Source organism: Burkholderia sp. 22088, from assembly GCF_052045915.1.
In the GTDB taxonomy this organism is placed as follows: domain Bacteria; phylum Pseudomonadota; class Gammaproteobacteria; order Burkholderiales; family Burkholderiaceae; genus Burkholderia; species Burkholderia cepacia.
Genome location: NZ_JBQEPY010000018.1, coordinates 68741 through 94645, shown reverse-complemented (window position 1 = coordinate 94645; position 25905 = coordinate 68741). Strand labels below are relative to the sequence as shown.

Annotated in this window: 28 protein-coding genes and 1 pseudogene; 28 read left to right on the top strand and 1 reads right to left on the bottom strand. The window is 66.6% G+C overall.

Annotation, left to right across the window (positions count from 1 at the left end; genetic code table 11):
• Positions 1–69: 69 nt before the first annotated feature.
• From ACTJLD_RS30295 to ACTJLD_RS30200, 20 genes and pseudogenes are all read left to right on the top strand, one after another.
• Positions 70–996 carry a hypothetical protein gene (locus ACTJLD_RS30295; protein WP_440660404.1) on the top strand — a complete coding sequence of 309 codons (927 nt, stop codon included), beginning with the start codon at positions 70–72 and terminating at the stop codon, positions 994–996.
• A gap of 37 nt (positions 997–1033) precedes the next feature.
• A complete protein-coding gene (locus ACTJLD_RS30290) occupies positions 1034–2284 on the top strand; it encodes a P22 phage major capsid protein family protein (protein ID WP_059588123.1) in 1251 nt (416 codons plus the stop codon).
• 51 nt (positions 2285–2335) lie between these two features.
• The gene (locus ACTJLD_RS30285; protein WP_440660403.1) at positions 2336–2713 is read left to right on the top strand and encodes a hypothetical protein; all 378 of its coding nucleotides are present in this window, start codon (positions 2336–2338) and stop codon (positions 2711–2713) included.
• Positions 2714–2751: 38 nt separating this feature from the next.
• The gene (locus ACTJLD_RS30280; RefSeq protein WP_440660402.1) at positions 2752–3390 is read left to right on the top strand and encodes a hypothetical protein; all 639 of its coding nucleotides are present in this window, start codon (positions 2752–2754) and stop codon (positions 3388–3390) included.
• A gap of 26 nt (positions 3391–3416) precedes the next feature.
• Positions 3417–3917, top strand: coding sequence for a packaged DNA stabilization gp4 family protein (locus ACTJLD_RS30275; protein WP_440660401.1), 501 nt, complete (start codon positions 3417–3419; stop codon positions 3915–3917).
• A 101-nt stretch (positions 3918–4018) separates the two neighbouring features.
• The gene (locus ACTJLD_RS30270; protein ID WP_440660400.1) at positions 4019–4549 is read left to right on the top strand and encodes a hypothetical protein; all 531 of its coding nucleotides are present in this window, start codon (positions 4019–4021) and stop codon (positions 4547–4549) included.
• Positions 4550–4552: 3 nt separating this feature from the next.
• Entirely contained in the window at positions 4553–4894 is a 342-nt protein-coding gene (locus tag ACTJLD_RS30265) for a hypothetical protein (protein ID WP_440660398.1), read from the top strand.
• Between the two features lies 1 nt (position 4895).
• Positions 4896–6350: a packaged DNA stabilization protein gene (locus ACTJLD_RS30260; RefSeq protein ID WP_440660397.1), complete on the top strand. Its 1455-nt coding sequence runs from the start codon at positions 4896–4898 to the stop codon at positions 6348–6350.
• A complete protein-coding gene (locus ACTJLD_RS30255) occupies positions 6347–7681 on the top strand; it encodes a hypothetical protein (protein ID WP_440660396.1) in 1335 nt (444 codons plus the stop codon). The genes ACTJLD_RS30260 and ACTJLD_RS30255 overlap by 4 nt, the downstream gene beginning before the upstream one ends.
• 146 nt (positions 7682–7827) lie before the next feature.
• On the top strand, positions 7828–8406 hold the full coding sequence (locus ACTJLD_RS30250; RefSeq protein ID WP_440660395.1) for an aspartyl/asparaginyl beta-hydroxylase domain-containing protein: 579 nt from the start codon (positions 7828–7830) through the stop codon (positions 8404–8406).
• A complete protein-coding gene (locus ACTJLD_RS30245) occupies positions 8403–8861 on the top strand; it encodes a hypothetical protein (protein ID WP_440660394.1) in 459 nt (152 codons plus the stop codon). The genes ACTJLD_RS30250 and ACTJLD_RS30245 overlap by 4 nt, the downstream gene beginning before the upstream one ends.
• Before the next feature lies 1 nt (position 8862).
• Positions 8863–9762 (top strand): hypothetical protein, encoded by a 900-nt coding sequence (locus ACTJLD_RS30240; RefSeq protein WP_440660392.1) that lies wholly within the window; start codon positions 8863–8865, stop codon positions 9760–9762.
• Positions 9763–9774: 12 nt separating this feature from the next.
• The gene (locus ACTJLD_RS30235; RefSeq protein ID WP_440660391.1) at positions 9775–11202 is read left to right on the top strand and encodes a hypothetical protein; all 1428 of its coding nucleotides are present in this window, start codon (positions 9775–9777) and stop codon (positions 11200–11202) included.
• A pseudogene (locus tag ACTJLD_RS30230) lies at positions 11203–11592 on the top strand (transglycosylase SLT domain-containing protein); the annotation flags it as partial.
• Between the two features lie 3051 nt (positions 11593–14643).
• Positions 14644–16557, top strand: coding sequence for a hypothetical protein (locus tag ACTJLD_RS30225; protein ID WP_440660390.1), 1914 nt, complete (start codon positions 14644–14646; stop codon positions 16555–16557).
• A 14-nt stretch (positions 16558–16571) separates the two neighbouring features.
• The gene (locus ACTJLD_RS30220) at positions 16572–16748 is read left to right on the top strand and encodes a hypothetical protein (RefSeq protein WP_155714150.1); all 177 of its coding nucleotides are present in this window, start codon (positions 16572–16574) and stop codon (positions 16746–16748) included.
• The gene (locus ACTJLD_RS30215) at positions 16745–17008 is read left to right on the top strand and encodes a hypothetical protein (protein WP_440660388.1); all 264 of its coding nucleotides are present in this window, start codon (positions 16745–16747) and stop codon (positions 17006–17008) included. The genes ACTJLD_RS30220 and ACTJLD_RS30215 overlap by 4 nt, the downstream gene beginning before the upstream one ends.
• Positions 16995–17702, top strand: coding sequence for a glycoside hydrolase family 73 protein (locus tag ACTJLD_RS30210; RefSeq protein ID WP_440660387.1), 708 nt, complete (start codon positions 16995–16997; stop codon positions 17700–17702). The genes ACTJLD_RS30215 and ACTJLD_RS30210 overlap by 14 nt, the downstream gene beginning before the upstream one ends.
• A 2-nt stretch (positions 17703–17704) precedes the next feature.
• Positions 17705–18004 (top strand): hypothetical protein, encoded by a 300-nt coding sequence (locus ACTJLD_RS30205; RefSeq protein ID WP_440660386.1) that lies wholly within the window; start codon positions 17705–17707, stop codon positions 18002–18004.
• Positions 18005–18006: 2 nt separating this feature from the next.
• Positions 18007–18213: a hypothetical protein gene (locus ACTJLD_RS30200; RefSeq protein ID WP_440660385.1), complete on the top strand. Its 207-nt coding sequence runs from the start codon at positions 18007–18009 to the stop codon at positions 18211–18213.
• On the opposite strand, the gene ACTJLD_RS30195 is transcribed toward ACTJLD_RS30200, so the two are convergent.
• A complete protein-coding gene (locus tag ACTJLD_RS30195; protein WP_440660384.1) occupies positions 18204–18446 on the bottom strand; it encodes a hypothetical protein in 243 nt (80 codons plus the stop codon). The two genes, ACTJLD_RS30200 and ACTJLD_RS30195, sit on opposite strands and share 10 nt — an antisense overlap.
• A 171-nt stretch (positions 18447–18617) precedes the next feature.
• Here ACTJLD_RS30195 and ACTJLD_RS30190 point away from each other — a divergent pair, with 171 nt between their 5' ends.
• From ACTJLD_RS30190 to ACTJLD_RS30155, 8 genes are all read left to right on the top strand, one after another.
• Positions 18618–19049 (top strand): type II toxin-antitoxin system VapC family toxin, encoded by a 432-nt coding sequence (locus ACTJLD_RS30190; protein ID WP_440660522.1) that lies wholly within the window; start codon positions 18618–18620, stop codon positions 19047–19049.
• Between the two features lie 201 nt (positions 19050–19250).
• Positions 19251–20147 carry a VOC family protein gene (locus ACTJLD_RS30185; protein ID WP_440660383.1) on the top strand — a complete coding sequence of 299 codons (897 nt, stop codon included), beginning with the start codon at positions 19251–19253 and terminating at the stop codon, positions 20145–20147.
• 9 nt (positions 20148–20156) lie between these two features.
• On the top strand, positions 20157–21050 hold the full coding sequence (locus ACTJLD_RS30180; RefSeq protein ID WP_059697341.1) for a CoA transferase subunit A: 894 nt from the start codon (positions 20157–20159) through the stop codon (positions 21048–21050).
• Positions 21051–21060: 10 nt separating this feature from the next.
• On the top strand, positions 21061–21858 hold the full coding sequence (locus tag ACTJLD_RS30175; RefSeq protein WP_060319677.1) for a CoA-transferase subunit beta: 798 nt from the start codon (positions 21061–21063) through the stop codon (positions 21856–21858).
• Between the two features lie 8 nt (positions 21859–21866).
• Positions 21867–22787: an enoyl-CoA hydratase gene (locus ACTJLD_RS30170; RefSeq protein ID WP_440660381.1), complete on the top strand. Its 921-nt coding sequence runs from the start codon at positions 21867–21869 to the stop codon at positions 22785–22787.
• Positions 22784–23893 (top strand): NAD(P)H-dependent flavin oxidoreductase, encoded by a 1110-nt coding sequence (locus tag ACTJLD_RS30165; RefSeq protein ID WP_440660379.1) that lies wholly within the window; start codon positions 22784–22786, stop codon positions 23891–23893. Before ACTJLD_RS30170 ends, ACTJLD_RS30165 begins: the two co-directional genes overlap by 4 nt.
• Positions 23894–23912: 19 nt before the next feature.
• Complete coding sequence (locus tag ACTJLD_RS30160; RefSeq protein WP_440660378.1) at positions 23913–24728, top strand: enoyl-CoA hydratase family protein; 816 nt, start codon at positions 23913–23915, stop codon at positions 24726–24728.
• Positions 24725–25894, top strand: coding sequence for an acyl-CoA dehydrogenase family protein (locus ACTJLD_RS30155; protein ID WP_440660377.1), 1170 nt, complete (start codon positions 24725–24727; stop codon positions 25892–25894). The genes ACTJLD_RS30160 and ACTJLD_RS30155 overlap by 4 nt, the downstream gene beginning before the upstream one ends.
• Positions 25895–25905: the final 11 nt, after the last annotated feature.

Below are 25905 nucleotides of genomic sequence, written 5' to 3'. Positions count from 1 at the left end.
CGCAACGATTGTTGCTATCAATGCAGCGCAGGCCCCCGTAGCGCCTAGCTGCGAGTTAACGGTGATCTTATGACTCTCACGGCAGACACGCAGAACCCGGAAGTTGTTCTTTCGACCCAAAACGACGCCGACGCGGAAGCAGCAGCCCGCGCTGGCACCGCCGCAAACGGCGCGCATTCCGACGATGACCACGGGTCCGTCGACGGCGCGCCGGGCGAAGGCGGCGATGAGGGCGAACTCGATTTCCAGTTCGGTGACGAGGTTTCGCCGGCCTCCGATGCAAGCCAGGATCAGCAGAGTGCTCCTCAGTGGGTGAAGGAGCTGCGCCAGAACTACGTTGCGTCCCAGCGGCGCATTCGCGAGCTCGAAGCGCAGCAACAGGGTGTGCAGAAGCAGGAGCAGCCCGTTCAGGTTCCGACGCTGGGCCCCAAGCCCAAGCTGGAACAGTTCGACTATGACGAAAGCAAGTTCGATCAGGCGCTTGAGCAGTGGTACGAAGACAAGCGCAAGGTCGACGCCGCGCAGGCCGAACAGGAGCGGAATGCGAATGCACGTCGTCAGATGGTGGCGGATCGCGAGAAAGCGTACGCAACCGAGGCCGCCGCACTGCGCATCAAAAACTTCCGCGAGCTGGAAGACGAAGTGGTCACGGCTCTCACGCCGGAACAGCAGGGCATCCTGCTGCTCGGCGCCGAGAAACCCGCGCTGCTGGTCGCCGCCCTCGGTCGTTTCCCGAACAAACTGAAAGCCCTGGCCGAAATCAAGGATCCCGTCCGGTTCGCGTTCCGCGCCGGTCAGCTTGAGAAGGAAATCAAGCTGAACCGTCCGACCGCGAGCAAAGCCGCGCCTGAGGCGCGGGTCTCGTCTTCCGCGGGCGCCTCCGCCGGCGGCAGCGAGAGGAAACTCGAGCAGCTACGGGCCGAGGCGGACAAGACGGGCGATTACACGCGTGTTCATGCCTACCGACGGCAACTGAAGGCGCAGTCGCGCAAATAGGGCGTAGCTGCTCTCTGTCAACCGGATAGAGGGCAATATGTCGAACAACTTTTCGAAAGAGGAACGGGTAGCCTTCGAGCAGCTCCTGGAGGGCTTCGAGGATCAGCTCGTTCTCTCGCGCATGGTGCGCAAGTACACGACCGACCAGCAGGCGATGGAACGGTCGCTGAACATCATCTGGCGCCCGATGCCGTACATCGCGCAGTCGTATGCGGGTACGGACATGACGGGCAACTTCGGAGCCTACACGCAGCTCAGCGTGCCGGCCTCCATCAACCAACCCCGCTCGGTGCCGTGGACGATGACCGCGCTCGAGCTGCGTGATGCACTGCAGGAGAACCGCCTCGGCGATGCCGCGAAGCAGAAGCTCGCTTCGGACATCAACGTCGCGGTGAACAACGCGGTGACGTCGCTCGGCTCGCTCGTGGTTCAGCGCACGTCGGCAGCGGCCGGCTTCGACGACGTCGCGGCGCTCGACTCGGTCTACAACGAGCAGGGCATCGGCGAGACGGATCGATTCACGGCGTTCAGCTCGCGCGACTACAACTCGATGGCGAGCAACCTCGCGGCGCGTCAAACGCTGCAGGGTCGCCCGGAAACCGCCTACGAGCGCGCGTACATCGGCGACGTGGCCGGCTTCGACGTGTACAAGATGGACTACGCGCCGCAGATCGCCGCGGCGGCCGGTGGTGCCATCACGATCGGCGCAGCGAACCAGTACTACGTGCCGCAGGCGACCACGACGACCAGCTACAACGAGGTCACGAACGTCGACAACCGCTTCCAGACGATCCAGGTCAGCAGCACGGCCGGCGTCGCCGCAGGCGACTGCTTCCAGGTTGCCGGCGTGGATTCGGTGCACCACATCACGAAGGTGGATTCGGGCCAGCCGAAGACCTTCCGCGTGGTGTCGGTCGTCGACGGCACGCACATGCAGATCACGCCCCCGTTCATCAGCGGGCAGGGCGGTTCCGTGACCGAGCTGTGCTATCAGAACGTGAGCGCGACGCCCGCGAACGGCGCGGCGATCACGTGGCTGAACCTCGTCACGGCGAAGGCCAACCCGCACTGGAAGAAGGACGCCGTCGAGCTGCTGCCGGGCCGCTTCGCGACGCCGACCGACGCCGGCATCCAGGTGCTGCGTGCAACGACCGAGCAGGGTATCGAAGTCGAGCTGTGCAAGTTCGTCGACATCGACACCAAGCTCATCAAGTACCGCGCGGACATCTTCTTCGGTGTGGCAGTCCTGAACACCGAGATGTGCGGCATCGAGCTGTTCAACCAGTAAGCAACCCTCGAGCACCGGCTTCGGCCGGTGTTCGTCTTTGAGGAAAACGACATGAAAGGCATGCGTGAACCGACGATGCTCTATCGAAAGGGCACCAAGGAGCGTCTGCACGGCGTGCGCGTCGACACGATCATCGTGGACGCGGACGACGTCGATGCTCACCTGGACGACGGCTGGTTCCGGACGCCCACCGAGGTCAAGGAGGCCGAGGGCGACCAGAACAGCCAGGAAGCCGCGATCGAGCGTGCCAAGCAGGAGGGCATTCGCCTCGCGCGCGAAGAAGAACAGCGGCGCATTTTCGAAGAGGCCGTGCAGCGCGCGCGTGAGGAAGGCGCACGCGAAGAGCGCGAGCGCCTCGCGGCCGAGCGCGGGGACACGTCGGGGACCGCAGCGCCCGAGAAGGCGTCGGCCTCGAAGAAGGCTTCGTAATCCATTCGCGGGCCTGACGGTCCATTGGAGAAAGCATCATGCAAGTGACCCAATCCTGGGCATTCGGAAACAAGGCCGCCGGGGCCGGCGCGGGCGCAGGCTCGCGCAACGACCCGGTGACGCTGCTCGTCGCGGCAGCCAACGACGCCAACCCGTCACCGTACAACGTGGTGGGCAACGACGCGTTCATCGAGGTCGATGCTTCGAGCCAGAACGTGCAGATCGTCCTGCAGAACGCCGCGCAGTGCCTCGGCCAGCGCAAGCGCATCAAGCGCATGGACGCTTCCTATGCGGCGGCGAACTCGGTGTCGATCATCGACATCTCGGGCGCGACCATCGAAGGCGCCGCGAGCCTCTCGCTGACCGCGCAGAACGCGGTGATCGAACTGCAGAGCGACGGCACGCACTGGGTGGTGATCGACGGCGCGAACAGCGCGGCATGGGCCGGCAGCGGCGCCATCGCCGCGATCACGGTCGGCGCGTCGCCGTACACCTACACGGCGGCAGCGGCCGGCACGGTGTTTGTGAGCGGTGGCACCGACTCCGCGCTGCAGCTCAAGCGCGGGTCGACGACGATCGCGACGGGTTTCGTCGACGGTCCGGTGCCGGTCAGCGCCGGCGACCAGGTGATCGTGACGTACAGCGCCGCGCCCACGATGAATTTCGTGCCGCGGTAAGCAGCAACCCGAGAGAGGTCGGACACATGGCAACGAAGCAAGAACTCGTCGAGGGCGCGTACGAAGAAATCGCGCTCGCTGGCTATGTGTTCGACCTCTCCGACGAAGAACTCAATACGGGACTGCGTCGGCTCGATCGCCTGGCGGCCGAGTGGGACGCGCTCGGTATCCGCGTGGGATACAACATCGCCGGCGCGGACGGCAGCAACCTGGACGACGATTCCGGGCTCCCGGATTGGGCTGAGAACGCCTACATCACGAATCTTGCGCTGCGCATCGCGCCGACGGTCGGCAAGCAGGTTTTACCGGATACGCGTATCGCCGCGCGCGACGGCAAGCGCGCGCTGCTGATCGGAAACTACGAGATCCCGCAGATGCAGATGCCGCGCCAGATGCCGATCGGTACCGGCAACCGCCGCAACACGAAGACGCAGGTCTTCTTCGCCACGAAGGAGCGCGTCACCACGACGCACGATGCTTACCTCGATCTGGGCATCGACGAGCAGCAACAGAACTTCTCGGACTGACCATGACGAACATCAATCAGCTTTCCCGGCGCGGCCGGATCCGTCCTCAGGACCAGATCGCCTTCTGGGATCAGTGCAGCGGACAGCCGCGCCGAGCATCCGTGTCGGACCTCATCGAATGCGTGCAGGACAATCTCACGTTCCCGAACGGTCTGCTGAGCGCCTCGTCGCTCTACGCGCTGCGGCGCACGCAGTCCGAATCGATCGCGATCGGGACGACGCCGACGGTGATCACGCCGTGGGACGCGAACGGCGCTAGCGTGCTTCCCGCGGGCGGCCAGTCGCTCACGCAGAACGTGGTCACCGGCCTCATGCAAGCGACGCGAGCAATCGCCGCGTGCGAGATCTGGGTCGCGCTGCTCGGATCAGTGCCGTCGCCGCGCGTGCTTACCCTCCAGCTGCAAACGGGCCCGGTCGGCGGCACGCTGTTCACCTCGGAGTTCGAGTCGATCCAGGTCGGCACCGGCAACGCGCAGTCGTTCCACTTCGCCGGCATCCTGCAGAACCCGAACAACGTCAACGGCGAGATCAACGTCGGCGATGTGATCCAACTCGTTGCCTCGGCCGATCAGGCCACGACCCTTTCCCTCACGCGCGCGTCGTTCATCGTGCGCCCGCTCGACGGAGCTTGAACCATGGCATTCAACCAACCCTATTCGCCGGCCTACGGCCAGACGCAGGCCGTTTCGGTCAGCAACTCGGCAACGCCGATCGGCGTCGATCCCAACGCGAAGCAGATCCGGGTGCTCAATCCGAACGCTTTCCCGGTGTTCGTGCGGTGCTCGCCGAACAGTGCACCAGCGGCTGCCGTCGCCGCGACGGTCGGAACGGAAGGCGACTATCCGATCGGCCCGAACTCGTCGGAGGTCATCACGAAAGCCGACACCTATGGGACCGTCTCGCTCGTTACGACCGGCACGAACACGGGCACCGTCTACGTGACGCCGGGCGAAGGCTTCCAAAGCGCGGCCGCCTGACATGCCGCAGATCCCGCTCGCCTCCGGAACGTACACCGACGTCGGCGCCGAGTTCCGGACGTCCTACCCGCGCAACCTGGTGCCCGTGATGAAGAGCACGGGCATCAGCAAGATGTTCCTGCGCTCGGCCGAGGGCCTGACGCGCTTCGACGCAGGCGCGCCAGCGCTCGCCGGCCACGACCGCGGCGGCATCAACTGGGAAGGCACGTGCTATCGCGTGATCGGCACGAATTTCGTTTCGGTGAGCGCGGTCGGCGTCGTCACGGTGATCGGCCAGGTTCCCGACGACGGCAACCCTGTCGCGATGGCCTACGGCTATTCGAATCAGGGAATCGGCATCGTGACGGCGAACCAGCTCTGGTTCTACACGATCCAGCGGCCGAACGGCTCGACCGGCCCGATCCTGCTGCAGCAGTGCACCGATCCGAATCTCGGGCGTCCGATCGACCTCGTGTGGATGAGCGGCTACTTCGTGATGACGGACGGCACGTACTGCTACGTCACGCAGCTCGCCAACCAGTTCACGATCAACTCGCAGCTGTTCGGGAGCAGCAGCAACCAGCCGGATCCGCTCAACGGCGTCTGGAAATTCCGCAACGAGCTCTACCTCGGCAACCGCTATCAGATCCCGGTGATGGACAACATCGGCGGTACCGGCTTCCCATTCCAGGAAAACATCGGGGCGACGATCCAGAAAGGACTGATCGGGCCGCAGGCCAAGGCCATGACGAGCCAGGGTTTCGCGTTCGTCGGCGGTGCGCAGGACGAAGCGCCAAGCGTGTGGCTATCCGTCGGCCTCGGCGTCGCGACGAAAATCGCCGCGCGCGAAGTCGAGATGATCATGGGAAAGTACACGGAAGCGCAGCTGTACATGACGACGCTCGAGTATCGGGCCGAGAAAGAGCAGCAGTTCATCTACCTGCACCTGCCGGCCGAGACGCTCGTGTATGACGTGGCCGGCTCGCAGGTCGCGCAGCAGCCGCTATGGTTCATGCTGGATTCCAGCACGGATGGCACCGGCCCGTGGCGCGCGTGGCATCCCGTCTACTGCTATGGCAAGTTCATCTGCGGCGACAAGTACGACCAGCGCATCGGGTACATCGACGGGACGACGGCCGCGCAGTATGGCACCAACGCACGCTGGCAGTTCGACACGATCTTCGCATACGGGCAGGCGCGCGGCTTCGCGGTCTCGTCGCTGGAACTGATCGGCACGTACGGCCGCGCCGCGCTCGGTGAGCAGGACACGATGAGCATGCAGTACACCGACGACGGGCTCGTCTGGAGCATGCCGCGCTATATCTCGATGGGCGCGCAGGGCCGCACGAAGCAGCGTGCGCAATGGCGGCCGAAGCACTTCTTCCGGAACTTCCGCGGTTACCGGTTCGCGGGCAACAACGCCGCGCCGGTTTCGTTCGCCGCGCTGGAGGCCAACGGGGAGCCGCTCGCAGCATGACGACGCAGATCACCATCTCGACGCCGAAGGCGAACCGGAAGGAGCTGGCCGAATCGTTCGGGCAGAACCAGTCGGCCGTGCGTCGCCTCGAAGCAATGACGCAGGACATCACGATCAACCTGCCGGACGCGATCGATAGCACGTCGACGATCGCGCAACAGGCGCTCGCGCTTGCGCAGGCGCTCCAGCAGGTCGCGTATGTCGTCGCCGCTGCGAACGCCGAGGTGCCGAACGCCGACGTGCTGCAGGCCGGTACCGGCCTGAGTCTGGTGATTGGCTCTGGCACGATCACGCTATCGCTCACCGTTCCGGTGACAGTGGCCCACGGCGGCACAGGGCTCACGTCGCTCACGCAGCACGGCGTGGTAGTCGGCAACGGTGCGTCCGCGCCGAATTTCGCGGTGCCGGGTTCGTCCGGTCAGGTGCTCACGAGCAACGGTCCCGGTGCCGATCCATCGTTCCAGACTCTTCCGACGACCGTCACGCAGATCCTTGCCGGAACCGGCATCAACGTGAGCAGCGCAACGGGGAACGTCACGGTCAGCTTGCAGACGCCAGTGGCCGTCGCGAATGGCGGCACGGGCTCGTCCGCTGCCGGCGGCACGGCGCTCGACAACATTTCAGGGTTCACCGGCACCGGACTGTTGCAGCGCACGGGCGCGGGCGCATATTCGTTCGTGGCGCCATCGACGTATCTGCAGGCGTCGAATAACCTCAGCGACCTCGCGAGCGCAAGCACTGCGCGCACGAATCTCGGTCTGGGAACGGCGGCGGTCCAGAACGTCTCCTTTTTCCTCCAGGCGGCCAACAATCTGTCGGATCTCGCGAGCGCGTCGACGGCGCGTACCAACCTCGGCCTCGGCACCGCTGCGACCCAGAACACCGGCACGAGCGGCGCCACGGTGCCGCTGCTGAACGGCACGAACACGTGGTCGGGAACGCAGACGCTGCCCGGTACGACGAACATCAATGGCGCGGCCGCGACGAACCGCGCCCTGTTCCTCCAGACCGCGGGCGTCAACCGCTGGGACATCAAGGAAGACAGCACGGCCGAGTCGGGTTCCAACGCCGGATCGAACTTCGCGATCGACTCCTACAACGACGCGGGCGTTTACTTGGCGACACCATTCAAAATCAACCGCGCGACCGGCGTCACGACGATTTCGAGCCTCACAGTCGGGTCGAGCACGTTGGTCGCTTCATCGGTTGCGCTGACGAATGGCGCAGGCAGCGCGAGCGCGACGCTGACGAATGCGCCGACGACCGGTAACCCGACGAAGTGGGTGCCGGTGAACGACAACGGCACGACGCGATATATCCCCATGTGGTAAAAACCGTTTGAAAACGCACCTATTTGATATATCGTTCGGTGTGTCAACGAATCGACCCTAGCCGCGTACGGGCGATTCTCTTCCAGGCAGTTCCACGCGAGTCCATTTAACCCGAGGCGCCATGCGCATCTCTACCGGACTCGCTCATGCGGAACTTCCTCAAGATCGCCGAAGGCGTACAGATACGCCCCCTCCTGAACGCGATCTATCGAAAACCCCATCTCTGGAAAGCTGACGACTTCCTGCGCAAGTTTCCGCAGGGGCCTTTCGGCGAGACCGACACGATTTATCTGCGATTCCAAGAGCACGTGCCCGTCGAAAACGACGAGCAGCTCGAGCTGTACAAGCAAAACAAGCTCGCTGGCGTCGACCTGCATGAGTGTCCGTGGCGCACCGAGATCAACGAGTTGCCGGAAGCTCGCCAGCACATCATGGCGCTCATGGCCGCTACGGGCGCAACGCGTCTCGGACGTTGCATGCTCAACCGCATCGTGCCCGGCGGCCGCATCTTCCCGCATGCGGATTCCCCGTGGCACGCAAGCTACTGGGATCGCTATCACGTCGTCCTTCAATCCACGGCTGGCAACACCTTTCGATGTGGCGATGAAACCGTGTGGATGCGCGAGGGCGAAGTCTGGTGGTTCCAGAACGCCATAGAGCACGAGGTGATCAACAACTCGGACGAGGATCGCATACACCTCGTGATCGATCTGAGGTTCGCATGATCACGTTCATGGTCGAGCGGTTCTCGGACGTGTATGGCGAGCTGCTGCCGCTACTGCATGCGCACTATGGCGAGATCTCCCTGCATAAGGAGCGCGGCATCGAACTCGATCCGCAGGTCGAGGCATATCGCCGGCGCGAATCGGACGGCTCCCTGCTGATGGTGATCGGCCGCGAAGGCGGGGAAATCGTCTGCTACTTCGTGTGCTTCATTGCGCCCGGTCTCCATTACCGGTCGTGCCTCACGTGCTCCCCCGACATCTTCTTCGTGCGCGAAGACAAGCGCACCGGCATGACTGGCGTGCGCATGTTCCGTTTTGTCGAGAAGGAACTGAAGCGCCGCGGCGTGAAGCTCTGGTTCGTCGGTAGCAAGAACGCACACGATTCGACGGCGCTTTTCCGTTTCCTCGGGTTTCAGCCCGTCGAGACCACCTATTCGAAATGGCTGGAGGACTGACATGGTCGCCGCAGCAGTAGGAATTGGCACGGGCGTCGCGGGACTGGCCGGTTCGGCAGTATCGGCGATCGGTGCAAATTCGGCCGCCGATACGCAGGCCGGCGCGGCTCAGGCTGGCATTGCCGAGCAGCAGCGCGAGTTCGACACGCTTCGAAACCTGCTTCAGCCATACGTCGATCAGGGCACCGGCGCGATGCCGCAGTTGCAGGGCATCACGAAGCAGGAGCAGGGCGTCGCCACGCAGACGCAGGGCATCCTCGACAACTACCTCGGGGCGCTGACTCAGCTCAACAACATGACCGGCGTGAATGGCGCCGACAAGCAGCAGGGCTGGATCAATTCGCTCACGCAGAACCCGCTCTACACGAACGCGATGAATCTCGGCCAGCAGGCCATTCTCGCGAACGCGAGCGCGACGGGCGGCCTGCGCGGCGGCAACACGATCGCGTCGCTCGGCTACCTCCCGGGGCAGATCCTGTCGAACGTGATGGGGCAGCAGATTTCGAACCAGCAGGCGTCGCTCAGCGGTATCAATGGCGCGCTCAACGGATCGCAGGTGCTCAACGGCATCTACGGGCAGCTCGGCGGCCAGTTCCAGAACCTGATCAACACCGGCGCGAACGCAGCGGCCGGCACCGGCAATGCGGCGATCTCGACCGGCAACAACATCACGAACCTGACGGGGCAGATTGGATCGGCGCAGGCCGGCGGCACGCTCGGCACGACGAATGCAATCACGGGCGGCCTCAACAACCTCACGAGCGCGCTCGGCAACTACCTCGGAAATTCTGGACCGAGCGGGGGCGGTTACTCGTTTTCCCTGCCGGCCTACCTGAATGCAGCCGGCGCAGGCAGTTCATCGCCGGGCGGCCTGTATGGCACCGGCGCCGGCATGTTCTAAGCGGAGACCATCATGTCCGACATCATGGCGACCCCGCCGCAGCCGGTGAATTACACCGGCCTCATGGTGCAGCCCGATCCCATTGGCGCGTTCCAGAAGGCAGCCACGCTGCAGAACACGCAGGCACAAACCGGCTTGCTTAATGCGCAGGCCCAGGACGTGCAACAGAGCGCGCTCCTGCGCTCGCTCGCTGCACAGCGCCAGCAGGCGTTCCGCGACCAGTGGCAGCAGTTCAGTCAGAACCCGACGCCGCAGACTGCTGTGCAGATGGCGATGGCAAACCCCGAGTGGTCAACCCAGGTGCAGAGTGCGTGGGGCGGCTACAACGAGCAGCAGCGTCAGCAGAAGCTTGATCTCGCATCGCCGATCTATTCGACGCTGCTGAACGGGCGCCCCGATCTGGCAGAGAAACTGATCCAGCAGCACGTGGATGCGATCCAGAACACGCCGGGGTTCGAGAGCAACCCGCAGATGCAGCAGGATCTCAACGGCGCGAAGCAGGTTCTCGGCCTCATTCAAGGCGACCAGCAAAACGGCACGCGTAACGCGCAGGCATTCCTGGGCGGCACGCTCGCGGCGGCCATGGGCCCGCAGGACTTCATGAGCCACTTCGGGCAGGGCGCGACGATGCCGGCGACGATCGCGACGGCGAACGTTGCGCCCGCGCAGGCGCAGGCCAATGTGGGCCTCACGAACGCGCAGACGGGGCAACTCCAGGCCTCGACCGGCCAAACCCAGGCGCAGACGCAGCAGATCGTCAATGACGCGAACATGGCCGTCCAGAACTGGGTGCGCAACTACAACTTCCCGCAGCTCAGCCCGGAACAGAACAACCAGCTCAACGGCCTCGCGATGAACGCGGCGACCGCGAACAACCGCGCGAACCAGTTCGATAACCTCAACAGTGCGCTCGACAAGGCGCTGTCGGGCAACGAGTGGAAGAGCGGTATCTCCGGCTCGGTCATGGCGAAGGTTCAACAGGTGTTTGGCGCACAGGATCCGCTCAGCGTCGTGCGCAACGGGATTCAGGCGGTCACGTCGAGCCCCGAGTACAGCGTACTGCTCGCGAATGGCGACCCGAACGCGAAGACGCTTTCGCAGGGCATCCCGCCAAATGCTAGTCCGGAGTACATCAAAACGAGCCTGCAGGCGATGTCGAACCTCTCGCGCATCCAGGCGCGCATGAGCGACATCTCGGCGCAGTGGATGAGCGTGAACGGTGGTTCGCTCGGCATCGCGACGCGCGACTTCACGATCGGCAACACGAAGGTGGCGGCCGGCACGCCATTCTCGGCCGTGATGATGAAGGCGATCGAGCCGGGATCGAAGTTCCCGTCGACGTATCCGGCGCCGAATGGCACAGCCGGTCTGTCGAACGCCGGCCCGCAGTTCAGCGGGAACCTGAGCTACCTCAACAAGTACACGTCGGGGGGCCAGTAAGTGGGCGCGAACGCTATCCCCGCAGGCTACGACCCGAGCAAGTGGCCGACGTCGTACAAAGATCCCGCATACGCGGCCGCCGATCAGCAGGCATCGAACGCGGTCGGGTTGCCGCCGGGTCTGCTGAGCGCCATTCGCCTACAGGGCGAGCGCAGCAACGCTGACCAGATCAGCAGCGCGGGCGCCGCGACGCCGTACCAGATCACGTCGCCCACGCGCGACGCGGTGCTCAAGCAAACAGGCGTCGACGCGTACTCGTCGCCGCAAGCGGCGGCCTACGCGGCCGCGTACGTGCTCAAGCAGAACATGGGGCGCTACGGTGGCGATCCGGTGCAGGCCGTGGCCGCGTATCACGGCGGCACGGATCAGGCGAACTGGGGGCCGAAGACGATGGCCTATGCGAAGCGCACGACGGGCTTCACGCCGAATTCGTACACGCACGGCGAGACGCCGAATCCGTTCGGCCCTGGCGGCCAGCCTGCCGGCATCCAGTCGGTGCCGAACCTCTATGCGAGCCAGACGGCCGGCGTAGGCGGCGCAGCTGGCATCCAGGGCGTGCCGAGTCTGTACACGCCCGATCAACAGAACAACTCGCCGCTGATTCAGGCATTCCACGCGTACCAGTCGGGGCAGATGAGCCCCGCCGACAAGGCGCAGTTCGAGCAGGACGTCGCGAACGGCAATATCGCGCTGCCGCCGGGCATGAACGTGGGTGCGCCGGCCCAGCCGCCGCAGCCCGCGCAGGCGCCGGTCGCGCCCGCGGGCGCCATCGACGCATTCAACACCGGCAAGATGCCGGCTGCCGAGGCTGCGCAGTTCCAGAGGGACGTGCAGAGCGGTGCCGTGACGCTCCCGGCCGGCGCGACGCTCACCGGGCCGCCGCAGGTGACTGCGGGGCGCGAGGCTGGCATCGCGGGGCGCGGCTTCATCCAAGGCGCCGCCGACACGATCGGGAGCGTCATCGACAAAGCCAAGGGCGTGATCGATATGCCGGCGCAGGCACTCGCATCGATCGCCAACGGCGGCGGCGCGATGAACGCCATTGATCAGGCATTCGGCATGCACATCGCCCCGGCTGCGACGCAGGCCGATCTCCCCGCCGCGGTGCCCCAGGCCGCGCCGAATCTTCCGTCCGTCGGGCCGGCGGCGACCGACCTCATGAATCAGGCAGGCATGCCGACGGCAGTCACACCGGGCGAGCACACACTGCAGGCGGCCGCGACGGGCGCTGGTTCGCTCGCAGTGCCGATGCCCGGGATCGGGCTTTCGTCCATTCCGAAGATGATCGCCGCCGGCGCGGTGGGCGGCGCGGCCGGCGAAGCGGTGCATCAGGCAACCGGCAGCCCTGCGCTCGGGTATGCGGTCAATCTGCTGACGACCGCGCTCGCGCCAGCCGCTGCCTCGCGCGTGGTGGCGGCGCTGGCAAAGGAAGTGCCGGCGGCCGGCATAGCCGCGGCGGCAGCCGAGCGCGCAGAGCCGACGATGGCGGCCGCTGGTGGCGCGCCGGCAGCTGAAGCAGCAGCTCCGGCAGCGGCCGAAGCTGGTGCTGCCGAAGCTGCCGCGCAGCGCGCACCGCAGGCCAGCGCAGAGCAAGCGGCGGCGGCCGCAGCCCCCGAGCGCATGCCGGCGAACGAAGCGCCGGCCGCCGCCGGCGAAGGCGCGCCGAATCCGGCAGCCGCAGCGACGACGAGCGCCGCAGCACCGGCAGAAAGCGCGGCCGCCGCCGAGGGTGCTCCCGCGACTGCCGCCGCTACGGAGGCTGCGGATGCGGTGAATGCCGCAGCATCGCCGGCCGCCGCTGCCGCGCGCGACTTCATGTCGACCGACGAACTCGCCGCGCAGACGCGCAAGGCGACGGGCGCCGGTGGCGCACCACTCGGTATCGGCAAGCGCACCGCGCAGCAGACGCTGGCGGCGCAGATGGCGCCCGATCCTGAGCGCCTGGCGGCTGCCGAGCGCCTCGGCATCGCCGATAACCTGCAGCCCGACCACCTGACGAGCAACCAGGCCGCGATCGAACTCACGCAGGCGATCAAGTCGATGCCCGGCAGCATCGCGCGGTCCGAGGAAATGCAGGGGCTGCAGCAGGTCGGCCAGCGCGCGCAGAAGATCGTCGAGGATGCGGCCGGCACGAACGACCTCAGCGAGTTGTCGTCGTCGGTGAAGAGCGAACTCGCGAACACGCAGCAGCAGCTCGACCAGAAGGCGGAGGCCCTGTATGCCGACCTGCGCAGCAGCGTGCCGGCGAAGATGGGCGCCGCGCCGGACAACGTGCTCGGCTTCATCGCGCAGCGCGCGGACGAACTCGGTGGCGCGAAGAACCTGTCGCCGGCCGAGCGCAGGATCCTCTCGAAGCTCACGCCGCAGAAGGCGCCGATGATGGTCGGCGGCCAGGAAGTCGATCCGGCCGCGCTCGGCCTCAAGCCCGAGGTGAAGAACCCGAGCTACGCGCTACTCGACGACGTGCGCAAGGACATCGGCGCGGGCCTGAAGAACCAGGGTCCGTTCAAGGATGCCGACAGCGGGCTGCTGAAGGCGCTCTACGGCCGCATCTCGGAGGATCAGCGCGCGGCGCTCGCGAACGTGCCCGGCGCGCTGGAGAAGTTCGATGCGGCGATCGCGACGGTGCAGATGCGCAAGAGCGTCGAGGACGACATGACGTCGCTCTTCGGCAAGCAGCTTGGCGATTCGCTCGTCGGCAAGCTTGGCACCGCGGTGACGGCCGCGTCGAAGGGCGACGAGACGAAGCTGGCCGGTCTGCTCAAATCCGTGCCGCCGAGCATGCGCGAGAAGGTCATGTCGAGCGGCCTCGCGTACGCCTTCGGAAAGGCCACGAAGAACGGTGACCTCAACTTCAAGGCATACGCGGATTGGTACGACGGGCTGAAGAAGAACTCGGCGGCGCACAACCTGGTCATGGCGAACCTGCCCGCAGAGACGCGCCAGCAGCTGATCGACCTCGCGACGGTGTCGCGCGGCGTCGCGAACGCCACGCGCGAAAACATCACCACGGGCCGGATCATGGCCGCGCGCGACGCGCTCAATGCGCGGGCCGACGGACTGATCGGGAACATCTACAACGTGGCGCGCAAGGCGGCCGTCAGCAAGGTGGTGGGGACGCTTGCAACGGGCGCCGCGAGCACGATGGGGCCCATCGGCGCCGGCCTCGGCCACGCCGTGATGAGCGCTCTCTCGAAGGGCAAGCCCGACGTGATGAAGGCGGCCGATGCGCTGATCGTGACGCCCGAGTTCCAGCAGCTTACGCGGACCGCGACGCCTTCTCCGCAGGCTATCAAGGCGGCCGCCAACTCCGCGCAATTCCGTCGCTTCTACAACCTCGCGCGCGACGTAACCGCAGCGAACGATCCGAATGCGCGCGAGCGCTGGCTCGCGGCCGCGCTCAGCTCGAGCGAATACGCCATGAACACGAAGAGGTGACTCGTGAATCTCATCCAAAATCCGTTGCCCTTCTTCTCGGACTTGCTCGGGCGCCCGCTGCAGTGCGGGAAGGTCTATATCGGCGTCGCCAACACGAACCCGGTCACGAACCCGGTCACGGTCTACGCAGACCCGCAGCTGACGATTCCGGTTCAGCAGCCGATCCAGGTGCTCAACGGCACCTTCGCGCTGAACGGCGCCGCAGTGCCGCTTTTTTGCGGGAACGCGCCGTACTCGCTGACCGTGCTCGATCGTTACGGGAAAGTGGTGTTCACGCTGCCGAGCGTCAGCCCGTCGGTGGGCGTCACGCTCGTCACCGAACTTGGAATCGTCGGTGACGGCAACCGGCTCAACGCGAAGGCACTCCAGGCTGCCGTCAACGCCTACGGTTCGATCGCATGGCCGGCGGGCACCTATCTGATCGAGGGCACCGTCAGCACGTCGATTGATCAGTACTGGCTCGCGCTCGGCATCGTGACGCTGCAGTACGCCGCGCCGAACGGTTCGGCGATCGCGCCGATGTTCGACTTCAAGGCGCGCATCCACCTCGACGGCGATTTCATCTTCGACCACAACGCGCAGAACGGGAGCTACACGAATCCGGTCGTCTATGGCGGCAACATCATCGCGGGGTCGTGCTTGCTCGTGCAGGGCGATTACTCGAAGGTCCACGGCATCACGGTCAAGAACGGCTGGGATAACGGCATCTCCGCGGTCCAGCTCAACCCGACGACGGGCCTCGCGATTGCCGGCGCGCCGCACTATGGCGACTTCTCCGGGATCGATACGTACAACTGCGGCGTCGGCAACCATACGGGCTCGGCGCTCGGGAAGATCGGCGCTGGCATCGACATCGCGTCGGCCAGCTCGTGGCAGGTATCGAACTGCAACGACTTCAACAGCTACATCGGCTTCATCGAGGACATCGGCGCCGGTGCCCAATGCCAGTGGGCGAACTGCACGTCGTGGTACGCACAGCTCGATTCGAACAATCCGACGAACGGCAGCGGTTACGGCTTCTACGTGGGTTCGTCGAACAGCCAGTTCGTGAACTGCTCGGCAGTGGGCTCCGGTCTGAAGGGCTGGTGGCTCGACGCGCCGGCCACCGACAACGACTACACGAACTGCTTTGCCTACATCCCGCAGCACGAAGGGTTCTGGATCAAGAGCAGCACCGCGTCGCTCAACAACTGCCGGGTGAAGGGCGCCGGGCAGGCCGCCGCGAACACGTACGACGCGTTCCTCATCGACTCGAGCGCCGGCGTCATCACGAACCTGATCTTCACCGGTTGCGTCGGCGATTACGCCAACACCGGCTCCAACCGCTACGGCCTGAACGCAACGGGCTCGAACGGCATCACCGCGCAGGTGATCGGCGGCAACCTCTACGGCCAGTCGGGCGCCATCAACAAGGGCACCTACAACATCGGCATCGTCTACTGGGATTACGCGAGCGGCACAAAGTGGGGCGTCAATCGCACCGCGCCGGGCTTCCCGTTCGATGTCTATGGTCGCGGCCGCTTCTCGGCAGACGTCGCGAATACCTCGTATCTGGTGAACGCGTTCGGGGACACGGGGAACAACGGGACATTCTTCATCGAGGACTTCGCGAACCCGAACAACCGCATCGCGTCCGGCTGGGATCCCGTGAATGGCGTGGGTGTCATTCAGGCAATCACGGCCGGCCTGCAGAAAGAGCCGCTGATGCTGAACCCGTCGGGCGGCGACGTGTGCGCGGGCCAGGCGAATCTCACGACTGGGTCGAATTCGGGCTTCCTGCAGATTCCCGCTATCCCTGGCGCGCCGACCGGTGCGCCGAATCTTCAGCCCGGCTTCGCGGCCATCTGCTTCGACTACACGAACAACAAGATCTGGATTCGCACTGGCTCCGTCTGGAAAGGCGTAGTCGTTTCGTAATTATCGGGGGATTCATGAACAAGGAAATCCAACAGGCGATGAGCTGGGTATCGGCGGGGTGGGGCGCGGTGTGGAGCAGCTGCCTCTGGGTCTGGAATCACGACGTGTCGTGGTGGGTGTCGCTCCTCACGATCGTCGCGTTGCTCGGCACGATCAAGAACCAGTGGTTTCCGAAGGGGAAGGCCGAATGAAGATCCGACTCGTCGATGACTGGAAGCTGGCGTGGAAGTGGAGCGAGATGCGCATCATGCTCGTGCTGAGCGCGCTGCTCGCCGCGGCGCCGCATCTCGCGCAGATGCTGGCCGACAACTGGCCGAGCGTCTATCCGTACGTGCAGACGTACTTCCCGAGCATCCCGCAGACGTTCTGGCCGGCGGCCGGCGTCGCGCTGGCGATGATCGCCCGGGTGATCGAGTTCACCGCGAAGGGAGGGGGCGATGGCGCTCAGTGATCTCTTCCGCGCGATCTTCTCGCTGTTTGCGCCCGGCCGCGACGGGCCGAAAAATGCAAGCATCCCCGCGCAAACGCCCGTCCAGCAAGGCGGCCACGCCGGGCCGGGCGGCACAATTCAACCGGAGAAAACGGACATCGCAGCCGCGACTTCGGAGCCCACGCCGACGCCAGCCGTCTCCCCGGTGGTTCCGGTTCCTGTAGAGCCGCCGCGCGCGGCCGCGCCGACGCCGGATATCTCGACGCCCGCGGGCTTCATCGCGGCGATCGCGCCGGCGGCACAGGCGTGCGCGAAACGCACTGGCGTGCCCGCCAGCGTCACCGTCGCGCAGGCTGCGCTCGAATCCAGCTGGGGGCGCCGCGCGCCGGGCATGAACCTGTTCGGCATCAAGGCCGACGCGTCATGGCACGGCCCGGTGACGCCGCAGGTGACGCACGAGGTCGTCAACGGCGAGACGGTCACGATCACCGCGCGCTTCCGCGCGTACGACACCTGGCAGGGCAGCATCGATGACCACGCGGCCTTCCTGACCAGCAACCCGCGCTACCGGCCGGCGTTCGCGTTCAAGGATGGTCCGAGCTTCGCGCGCGCGATCGCGAAGGCCGGCTACGCGACCGATCCGCTGTACGCCGACAAGCTGATCGCCATCATGAGCACGCGCGGGCTCGGCGCGCTCGACCATCTGGAGGCGTGACCATGACCCTGATCGTTTCGTTTCTCGTCGCGCACTTGGGTGCGATCCTCGGTGCGTTGGTCGGCGCCGGAGGCGTGCTCTTCGGCCTGTTCCGCCATCAGCAGGCCGCTACGGCGACCGCCAAGGCGCAGGCTACCGTCGCTCAGGCGGCGGCGCAGAGCGAGGCAAGCAACGCCGCGGCGGCGCAAACCGGCCAGCAGGCCGCGGTGGCGGCGGCCGACGCGCAGCAGCAGGCGGCGGCGACGCCGGATTCCGACCTCGACGCGCGGCTCGCCGACATCGGCGCGCTGCGGAAGGACTGACCATGCGCATCCTGATCGCCATCGCTGCGGCCGCGGTGCTCGCCGGCTGCCATACCTGCCCGTCCGTGCCCCCGGCGCGCATCGTCGATACCGGCTGCCTGTGGGTCAAGCCCATGACGGCATCGCCGGCCGACACACCAGAGACGAAGCGCGAGATCCTCCAGTACGAACTCACGCGGCGGGCGAACTGCTCAACGGCTCAGAAATAGCGCTGCGCGAGCGCGTCGCAGGTGTCGTCGTCCAGATCATCGAGGCCGATCGCGCGCACCCAGCAGCTGCAGCCGTGGTTCGGCCGCGCACGCATCGGCGAGCACTTCGGGTTCGTGCAATGCGCGATGCCGGCGCCGGGCTCGGCGGTACCGGCCCAGTGTTCGCAGGTCCAGCACGTGTGCAGCACCGTGCGGACGTGCAGGCCGATATATGGGGTCGCGTTGGCGGACATGATGCGCTGCTTCTCTGTATGGATGTACAGTGTAGCGCTGTTGCGCGATCCTCTCGGCCGCCGTTCAGAACCCTATGGCAAGTGCTTGATTTTACTGGCAGCAAGGTGCAGACTCTGGCCGGCATTTTCTGCCCGAAATCTGCATTTAACCAATTGAAAACAAACGAGAATATGCAGGAACGTCAGGCATTTTTGATTGATACCAACGTCATCAGTGAAATCAGGAAGGGCAAGCGAACCAACCGTGGCGTGCGGGCGTTCTTCAGGCAGGCCGCGGCGGACGCCAGCCCGCTTTACCTGTCCGTCGTGACAGTTGCTGAACTTCGCCGCGGCGTCGACCTGATCCGTCATCGCGGCGATCACCCCCAGGCGTCGGCGCTCGAGGCGTGGGTGGCAACCATCCTGGCCGGCTATGCACCGAACATCCTGCCGGTCGACATCGAGATCAGCCAGACGTGGGGGCATTTGCGCGTGCCCGATCCGACGCACGAACTCGACAAGCTGATCGCGGCCACCGCGCTGATCAACGATCTCACCGTGGTGACGCGCAACGTCGCGGATTTCGCCCGCACCGGCGTCAGGTTGCTGAACCCGTTCGACTGATCCCGGTTGCCGCGTCGCGGCAACCAGTCCCGGCTCTCCGTCTCCTTCCGCAGACATGGCCCGTTCCGCCGGGCAGCCGCGCGCGCGTCTGCGCCGCTCCGATTCCCCGCCGCCTCTCGTCCCAACAGACGATGTAACACCACCCCCGACCGGCCAGAATCCTTTCACGAACAACGGATTCTGAACCAGGAGGAGGCCGACATGATCGATGTCCGTGCGCTTGGCTATGTCGTCGTCGAGGCGACGCGCGTCGATGCGTGGCGCCGCTATGCGGAAGACGTGCTGGGCATGCAGGCGCTCGACGCGCCCGACGGCGCGTTGTACCTGAAGATGGACGAGCGCGATTTCCGCTACGTGATCGTCCCCGGATCGGCCGACCGCTATTTCGCGTCGGGCTGGGAACTGCCCGACGGCGTTGCGTTCGACGCCGCGCTGGCGGTGCTGCAGCGGGCAGGCGTCGAGCCGATCCGCGCGACGCCCGCCGAAGCCGCGCTGCGCCGCGTGCAGGCGATGGCGTGGTGCACCGACCCGTCCGGCAACCGCCACGAGCTGTACTGGGGCGCGCGCTGCGATTTCCGCCGTTTCGTGTCGCCGCTGGGCGTTGCGCACTTCGTCACCGGCGACATGGGGCTCGGCCACGCGGTGCTGCCCGCGCCGCAGTTCGACGCGACCGAGGCGTTCGTGCGCGGCGTGCTCGGCTTCGAGCTGTCCGACATCTATCGCGTGAAATTCACGCCCGATCCCGCCGAACCCGAAAAGCGGATCCACTTCATGCACTGCCGCAACGCGCGCCATCACAGCCTCGCGCTGTTCGAGATGGCTGTGCCGTCGGGCTGCGTGCACGTGATGGCCGAAGTCGACTCGATGGACGAAGTCGGCCGCGCGCTCGACCGCGTGGCCGCGCACGACGTGAAGATGTCCGCGACGCTCGGGCGCCACTGCAACGACCAGATGATCTCTTTCTACATGAAGACCCCCGGCGGCTTCGATCTCGAATACGGCTTCGGCGGCCTCACGGTCGACTGGTCGAAGCACGCGGTGTTCGAGGCCACGAAGGTGAGCCAGTGGGGCCACGATTTCAGCATCGGATACCGGTAAGCCAGCACGATGACGATGAAACCTCTCGACAAGACGATGTCCGCGCGCGACGTGGTCGCGCAACTCGCCGACGGCATGACGATCGGCATCGGCGGATGGGGGCCGCGGCGCAAGCCGATGGCGCTGGTGCGCGAAATCGCGCGCTCGAACCTGAAGGACCTGACGATCGTCGCGTACGGCGGCGCCGATGTCGGGCTGCTGTGCGCGGCCGGCAAGGTACGCAAGGTGGTGTTCGGCTTCGTGTCGCTCGACGTGATCGCGCTCGAACCGCATTTCCGTCGTGCGCGTGAACAGGGCCGCATCGACGTGCTGGAACTCGACGAAGGGATGCTGCAGCTCGGCCTGCGCGCGGCGGCCGCCCGGCTGCCGTTCCTGCCGACGCGTGCCGGGCTCGGCACCGCGCTGCTCGATCACGCGCCGCAACTGCGCACGGTGCAGTCGCCGTACGACGACGGCGAAACGCTGCTCGCGATGCCGGCGATCGACCTCGACGCCGCGCTGCTGCACGTGAACGCGGCCGACCGGATGGGCAATACGCGCATCGACGGCCCCGATCCGTTCTTCGACGCGTGGATGGCACGCGCCGCGCAGCGTTGCTACGTGTCGGCGGAAACGGTCGACGCGTCGCTCGCGAGCGAAGACCTCGACGCAGCGAAACGCAATCCGTTCGAGCGCTCGCTCGTCACCGGCGTCGTGCACGCGCCGGGCGGTGCACACCCGACGTCGTGCGGGCCGGCCTACGGCTGGGACCTGCCGCACCTGCGCGCGTACTGCGCCAGTGCGGAAGACGATGCGAAGACGGCGGCGTACCTGCGCGACGTGGTCGGCCAGGACGAACGCCAGTACCTCGAAGGCGTCGGCGGGCTGTCGCACGTGACGACGCTGCCGTTGCCGATTCTGTAAAGGAGCGCCTGTGAGCGAATCTCTCGACCATTCCCTCGCGGAACTGATGATCGTCGCGTCCGCGCGACTCTGGCGCGACGACGGCGAAGTGCTGGCGACCGGCATCGGCACGGGCCCGCGGCTCGCGGCCGGCCTCGCGCGGCTTGCGTACAACAACGGGCTGATGCTGACCGACGGCGAAGCGTATCTCGTCGAGGAGCCGGTGCCGCTCGGCCCGCGCCCCGACGGCTACCGCGTGAAGGCGAGCGGCTGGATGACCTACGAACGCGTGTTCGACTGCCTGTGGCACGGCCGCCGCCATGCGCTCGTGATGCCGACGCAGATCGACCGTTTCGGCCAAGCCAACATCTCGTGGCTCGGCGACGACTACGCGCGCCCGAAAACCCAGCTGCTCGGCGCGCGCGGCTTCCCCGGCAACACGACGAACCACGCGAACTCGTTTTTCGTCAGCGGCCACGGCAAGCGCACGTTCGTCGCGGGCGAAGTCGACATGGTGTGCACGGTCGGCTACAACCCGGCGCGCCGGTTGCCCGGGATGAAAACCTTCGTCGACCTGCGCAGCATCGTCACCGACCTGTGCGTGATGGATTTCGGCGGCCCCGACCACGCGATCCGCGTGCGCTCGCTGCATCCGGGCGTGAGCTTCGACGAGGTGCAGGACGCGACGGGCTTCCCGTTGATCGCGCATCCGGAGCTCGGCACGACGGCCGCGCCGAACGCGGAAGACCTGCGCATCGTGCGTGCGCTCGATCCGCACAACCTGCGCGCGACGATCGTGCGCAACAATCCGGCGCCGCGCCGGGGATGAGGTCCGACATGGAAGCGACCCAGATGACGTTCGGCGACGGTGTCGTCGACTACGCGGTCGACGGCGGCATCGCGACGATCACGATGACCCGCCCCGAGTATCACAACGCGCAGAACTCGAAGATGACGTACGCGCTCGACGCGGCGTTCCGGCGCGCGGCGCACGACGACGCGGTGAAGGCGATCGTGCTCGCGGGCGCCGGCAAACATTTCTCGGCGGGCCACGATATCGGCACGCCGGGCCGCGACATCCACGAGTCGTTCGATCGTGCGTCGCTGTGGTACGACCACGTCGACAAGGACGGCGGCGAATTCCTCTATGCACGCGAGCAGGAGGTCTACCTCGGGATGTGCCGGCGCTGGCGCGACCTGCCGAAGCCGACGATCGCGATGGTGCAGGGCGCATGCATCGCGGGCGGGCTGATGCTCGCGTGGGTGTGCGACCTGATCGTCGCGTCCGAGGATGCGTTCTTCGCCGATCCGGTCGTGCGAATGGGGATTCCGGGCGTCGAGTATTTCGCGCACGCCTACGAACTGAACCCGCGCATCGCGAAGGAATTCCTGTTCCTCGGCGAACGGATGCCGGCCGAGCGTGCGTACCAGATGGGGATGGTCAACCGCGTCGTGCCGCGCGAACGGCTGCACGACGCGACCTATGCGATCGCCGCGAAGATCGCGACGATGCCGCGCCTCGGGCTCGCGCTGACCAAGCAGGCACTGAATCACGTCGAGGAACTGCAGGGCAAGCGCGCGGCGATGGATGCGGCGTTCGCGTGGCATCACTTCGCGCATGCGCACAACGAGCTCGTGAGCGGCGACCGTCTCGGCGGCTACGACGCGCGCAGCATGGCCAGTTCGCAGCGTCAGCCGAACGGCGTCGATCGCGGCGACGCGCCCGCACCGGTCGCCGTCAACGGAGCGGCCGCATGAGCACGACGCTTCAGACGCTTCAAAGCCCGCTGCATACGCCTCTGTGCGACCTGCTCGGCTGCCGCTATCCGATCGTGCAGACCGCGATGGGCTGGGTGGCCGACGCGCGGCTCGTCGCGGCGACCGCCAACGCCGGCGGCTTCGGCTTCCTGGCCGGCGCGACGCTCGAACCCGAGCAGGTCGAGGCCGAGATCCTGAAAGTGAAGTCGCTGACGGACAAGCCGTTCGGCATCAATTTCCACATGTTCCAGAAGAACGCGCAGCAGGTCGTCGAGCTGGCGATCCGGCACCGGCTGCGCGCGGTGAGCTACGGCCGCGGGCCGGATGCAAAGACGATCCGCCGCTTCAAGGACGCCGGCATCGTCTGCATGCCGACCGTCGGCGCACCGAAGCATGCGGTGAAGGCGGTCGAGCTCGGCGCGGACATCGTGACGGTGCAAGGCGCGGAAGGCGGCGGCCACACGGGCTCGGTGCCGACCACGCTGCTGCTGCCGAAGGTGCTCGATGCGGTGCGGGTGCCGGTGGTCGCGGCCGGCGGGTTCTTCGACGGGCGCGGGCTGGCTGCCGCGCTCGCGTACGGCGCGGCCGGCATCGCGATGGGCACGCGCTTCCTGATGAGCGCCGAATCGCCGGTGCCGCGCGAGACACTCGAACGCTACGTCGCGGTCGGCGACCCGGCACGCATCCGCGTGTCGGACGCGCTCGACGGGCTGCCGCAACGGATGATCGACAACCCGTACCTGCTGAAGCTCGAGCGCTTCGGCCCGCTGCGCCGCACGCTGTTCGCGCTGAAGACGGCCGACGCATGGCGGCGCCAGAACGGCCTGAGCACGGGCGACATGCTCGGCCTCGCGATCAAGGCGCTGCGCTCGCACGACTACACGGCGAGCCAGACGCTGATGGCGGCGAACGCGCCGTTCCTGATCCAGCGCGCGATCGTCGAGGGCCGCCCCGATGAAGGCGTGCTGCCGAGCGGCCAGGCGGCCGCGATGATCGGCGCGATCGAACCGTGCGACGCGCTGATCGCACGGATCGTCGCGGAAGCCGGCGAGCGACTCGACGTACTGGCCGCGCTGCGCGGCACGGCGGCAGCGCAGGCCGCATGAACAACATCACAGGGAGGCAATGGAGATGACAGGATCCAACCAACCGGCCGGCGCGATGCCGTTCCGGATCGATCGCGCCGACGGCATCGCCGAGCTGGTGATCGCCCATCCGCCCGTGAACGCGCTCGACGCGCAGGGCTGGCATGCGCTTTCCCGCGCGCTCGATGTGCTCGGCGAGGACGACGAGGTCCGCGTGATCGTCGTGCGCGGCGAAGGCCGCGGCTTCTGCGCGGGCGTCGACATCAAGGAGCTGGCCGCGCATCCGGAGCGGATCGTGGCGGTCAACGCGGGCAATTACGAGACGTTCCGCGCCGTGCACCGCAACCCGAAGCCGGTGATCGCGGCCGTGCACGGTTTCGTGCTCGGCGGCGGGATCGGCATCTGCGGCGCGGCGGACATCGTCGTCGCGGCCGACTGCGCGCGCTTCGGCGTGCCCGAGATCGACCGTGGCGCGATGGGCGGCGGCGCGCACCTGCAGCGGCTGTTCGGCGTGCAGAAGGTGCGCGCGATGTACTTCACGGGCGAGATGATCGACGCGGCCGAAGCATACCGGCTCGGCGCGGTCGAGCAGGTCGTGACGCGCGACGCGCTGCGCGACGCGGCGCTCGCGCTCGCCCGCAAGATCGCGGAGAAGAGCCCGGCGATGGTGCGGCTCGCGAAGGAGGCGCTGAACGGCGTCGAGGACGGCGATCTCGAGGACAAGTACCGCTGGGAACAGGGCTTCACGCTGCAGGCATACATGACGAACGATTCGACCGAAGCGCGCGCCGCGTTCGTCGAGAAGCGCGATGCGCGTTTCGATGCGCAGGCCACCGTCGAGGAGGCACGCGCATGAACCTGACCTACACGCCGCAGCAACAGGCGTTTCGCGCGGAGATCCGCGAATGGCTCGCCGCGCACGTGCCGCGCGAGCGGCTGCCGAGCTTCGACACCGAGGAAGGCTTCGCCGCGCACCGCGAATGGGAGCGCACGCTGCACTCGGGCCGCTGGAGCATGGTCACGTGGCCGCGCGAGCTGGGCGGGCGCGGCTGCGACCTGATCGAGTGGCTGATCTTCGAGGAAGAGTACTGGCGTGCCGATGCGCCGATGCGCGTGAACCAGAACGGCATCTTCCTGCTCGGGCCGACGCTGATGGATTTCGGCACCGCGGAGCAGAAGGCGCGTTTCCTGCCCGCGATGGCGGCCGGCGAGCACGTATGGGCGCAGGGCTGGTCGGAGCCGAATGCGGGTTCCGACATGGCTGCGATCCGCACGACGGCCGCCCGGATCGGCGACGAATACGTGTTGAACGGCCAGAAGATCTGGTCGACGCGCGCGGTGTGGGCCGACTGGCTGTTCGGGCTGTTCCGCAGCGACCCGGAATCGTCACGCCACCACGGGCTCACGTTCCTGATGGTGCCGCTGTCCGCGCCGGGCATCACGGTGCGGCCGATTCGCCAGCTGAACGGGCAGACGGGCTTCGCGGAAATCTTCTTCGACGACGTGCGCGTGCCGGTCGAGAACCGGCTCGCGGCCGAAGGCGCGGGCTGGCAGGTCGCGATGGCGACGGCCGGCTTCGAGCGCGGGCTGATGCTGCGTTCGCCCGCGCGCTTCCAGCGCACCGCGCAGGCCCTGCGCGACCTGTATCTCGCCCACCGCGACAGCGCGGATCGCGATCCGACGCTGCGCGAGCGCGTGGTGCAGGCGTGGACGGATGCGCAGGCGTATGCGCTGTCGACCTACGCGACCGCGAGCCGGCTGCTGAAGGGCGGCCATATCGGCGCGGAGTCGAGCACCAACAAGGTGTTCTGGTCGGAACTCGACCTGCGCATGCACCAGACCGCGCTCGACATTCTCGGCGCGCACGGCGAGGTCGTCCCGCAGACGGCCGCGCAGCACGCGACGCTCGGCCACTGGCTCGACGGCTTCCTGTTCGCGCAGGCCGGCACGATCTACGCGGGCACCAACGAGATCCAGCGCAACATCGTCGCCGAACGGATGCTCGGCATGCCGCGCGCATGACGGCGCCGGCG

Bases quoted from the DNA above. Each gene is read 5' to 3' on its own strand.
- ACTJLD_RS30295 (WP_440660404.1), top strand. From the start codon at position 70: ATGACTCTCACGGCAGACACGCAGAACCCGGAAGTTGTTCTTTCGACC.
- ACTJLD_RS30290 (WP_059588123.1), top strand. From the start codon at position 1,034: ATGTCGAACAACTTTTCGAAAGAGGAACGGGTAGCCTTCGAGCAGCTC.
- ACTJLD_RS30285 (WP_440660403.1), top strand. From the start codon at position 2,336: ATGAAAGGCATGCGTGAACCGACGATGCTCTATCGAAAGGGCACCAAG.
- ACTJLD_RS30280 (WP_440660402.1), top strand. From the start codon at position 2,752: ATGCAAGTGACCCAATCCTGGGCATTCGGAAACAAGGCCGCCGGGGCC.
- ACTJLD_RS30275 (WP_440660401.1), top strand. From the start codon at position 3,417: ATGGCAACGAAGCAAGAACTCGTCGAGGGCGCGTACGAAGAAATCGCG.
- ACTJLD_RS30265 (WP_440660398.1), top strand. From the start codon at position 4,553: ATGGCATTCAACCAACCCTATTCGCCGGCCTACGGCCAGACGCAGGCC.
- ACTJLD_RS30260 (WP_440660397.1), top strand. From the start codon at position 4,896: ATGCCGCAGATCCCGCTCGCCTCCGGAACGTACACCGACGTCGGCGCC.
- ACTJLD_RS30255 (WP_440660396.1), top strand. From the start codon at position 6,347: ATGACGACGCAGATCACCATCTCGACGCCGAAGGCGAACCGGAAGGAG.
- ACTJLD_RS30250 (WP_440660395.1), top strand. From the start codon at position 7,828: ATGCGGAACTTCCTCAAGATCGCCGAAGGCGTACAGATACGCCCCCTC.
- ACTJLD_RS30245 (WP_440660394.1), top strand. From the start codon at position 8,403: ATGATCACGTTCATGGTCGAGCGGTTCTCGGACGTGTATGGCGAGCTG.
- ACTJLD_RS30240 (WP_440660392.1), top strand. From the start codon at position 8,863: ATGGTCGCCGCAGCAGTAGGAATTGGCACGGGCGTCGCGGGACTGGCC.
- ACTJLD_RS30235 (WP_440660391.1), top strand. From the start codon at position 9,775: ATGTCCGACATCATGGCGACCCCGCCGCAGCCGGTGAATTACACCGGC.
- ACTJLD_RS30220 (WP_155714150.1), top strand. From the start codon at position 16,572: ATGAACAAGGAAATCCAACAGGCGATGAGCTGGGTATCGGCGGGGTGG.
- ACTJLD_RS30215 (WP_440660388.1), top strand. From the start codon at position 16,745: ATGAAGATCCGACTCGTCGATGACTGGAAGCTGGCGTGGAAGTGGAGC.
- ACTJLD_RS30210 (WP_440660387.1), top strand. From the start codon at position 16,995: ATGGCGCTCAGTGATCTCTTCCGCGCGATCTTCTCGCTGTTTGCGCCC.
- ACTJLD_RS30205 (WP_440660386.1), top strand. From the start codon at position 17,705: ATGACCCTGATCGTTTCGTTTCTCGTCGCGCACTTGGGTGCGATCCTC.
- ACTJLD_RS30200 (WP_440660385.1), top strand. From the start codon at position 18,007: ATGCGCATCCTGATCGCCATCGCTGCGGCCGCGGTGCTCGCCGGCTGC.
- ACTJLD_RS30195 (WP_440660384.1), bottom strand. From the start codon at position 18,446: ATGTCCGCCAACGCGACCCCATATATCGGCCTGCACGTCCGCACGGTG.
- ACTJLD_RS30190 (WP_440660522.1), top strand. From the start codon at position 18,618: ATGCAGGAACGTCAGGCATTTTTGATTGATACCAACGTCATCAGTGAA.
- ACTJLD_RS30185 (WP_440660383.1), top strand. From the start codon at position 19,251: ATGATCGATGTCCGTGCGCTTGGCTATGTCGTCGTCGAGGCGACGCGC.
- ACTJLD_RS30180 (WP_059697341.1), top strand. From the start codon at position 20,157: ATGACGATGAAACCTCTCGACAAGACGATGTCCGCGCGCGACGTGGTC.
- ACTJLD_RS30170 (WP_440660381.1), top strand. From the start codon at position 21,867: ATGGAAGCGACCCAGATGACGTTCGGCGACGGTGTCGTCGACTACGCG.
- ACTJLD_RS30165 (WP_440660379.1), top strand. From the start codon at position 22,784: ATGAGCACGACGCTTCAGACGCTTCAAAGCCCGCTGCATACGCCTCTG.
- ACTJLD_RS30160 (WP_440660378.1), top strand. From the start codon at position 23,913: ATGGAGATGACAGGATCCAACCAACCGGCCGGCGCGATGCCGTTCCGG.
- ACTJLD_RS30155 (WP_440660377.1), top strand. From the start codon at position 24,725: ATGAACCTGACCTACACGCCGCAGCAACAGGCGTTTCGCGCGGAGATC.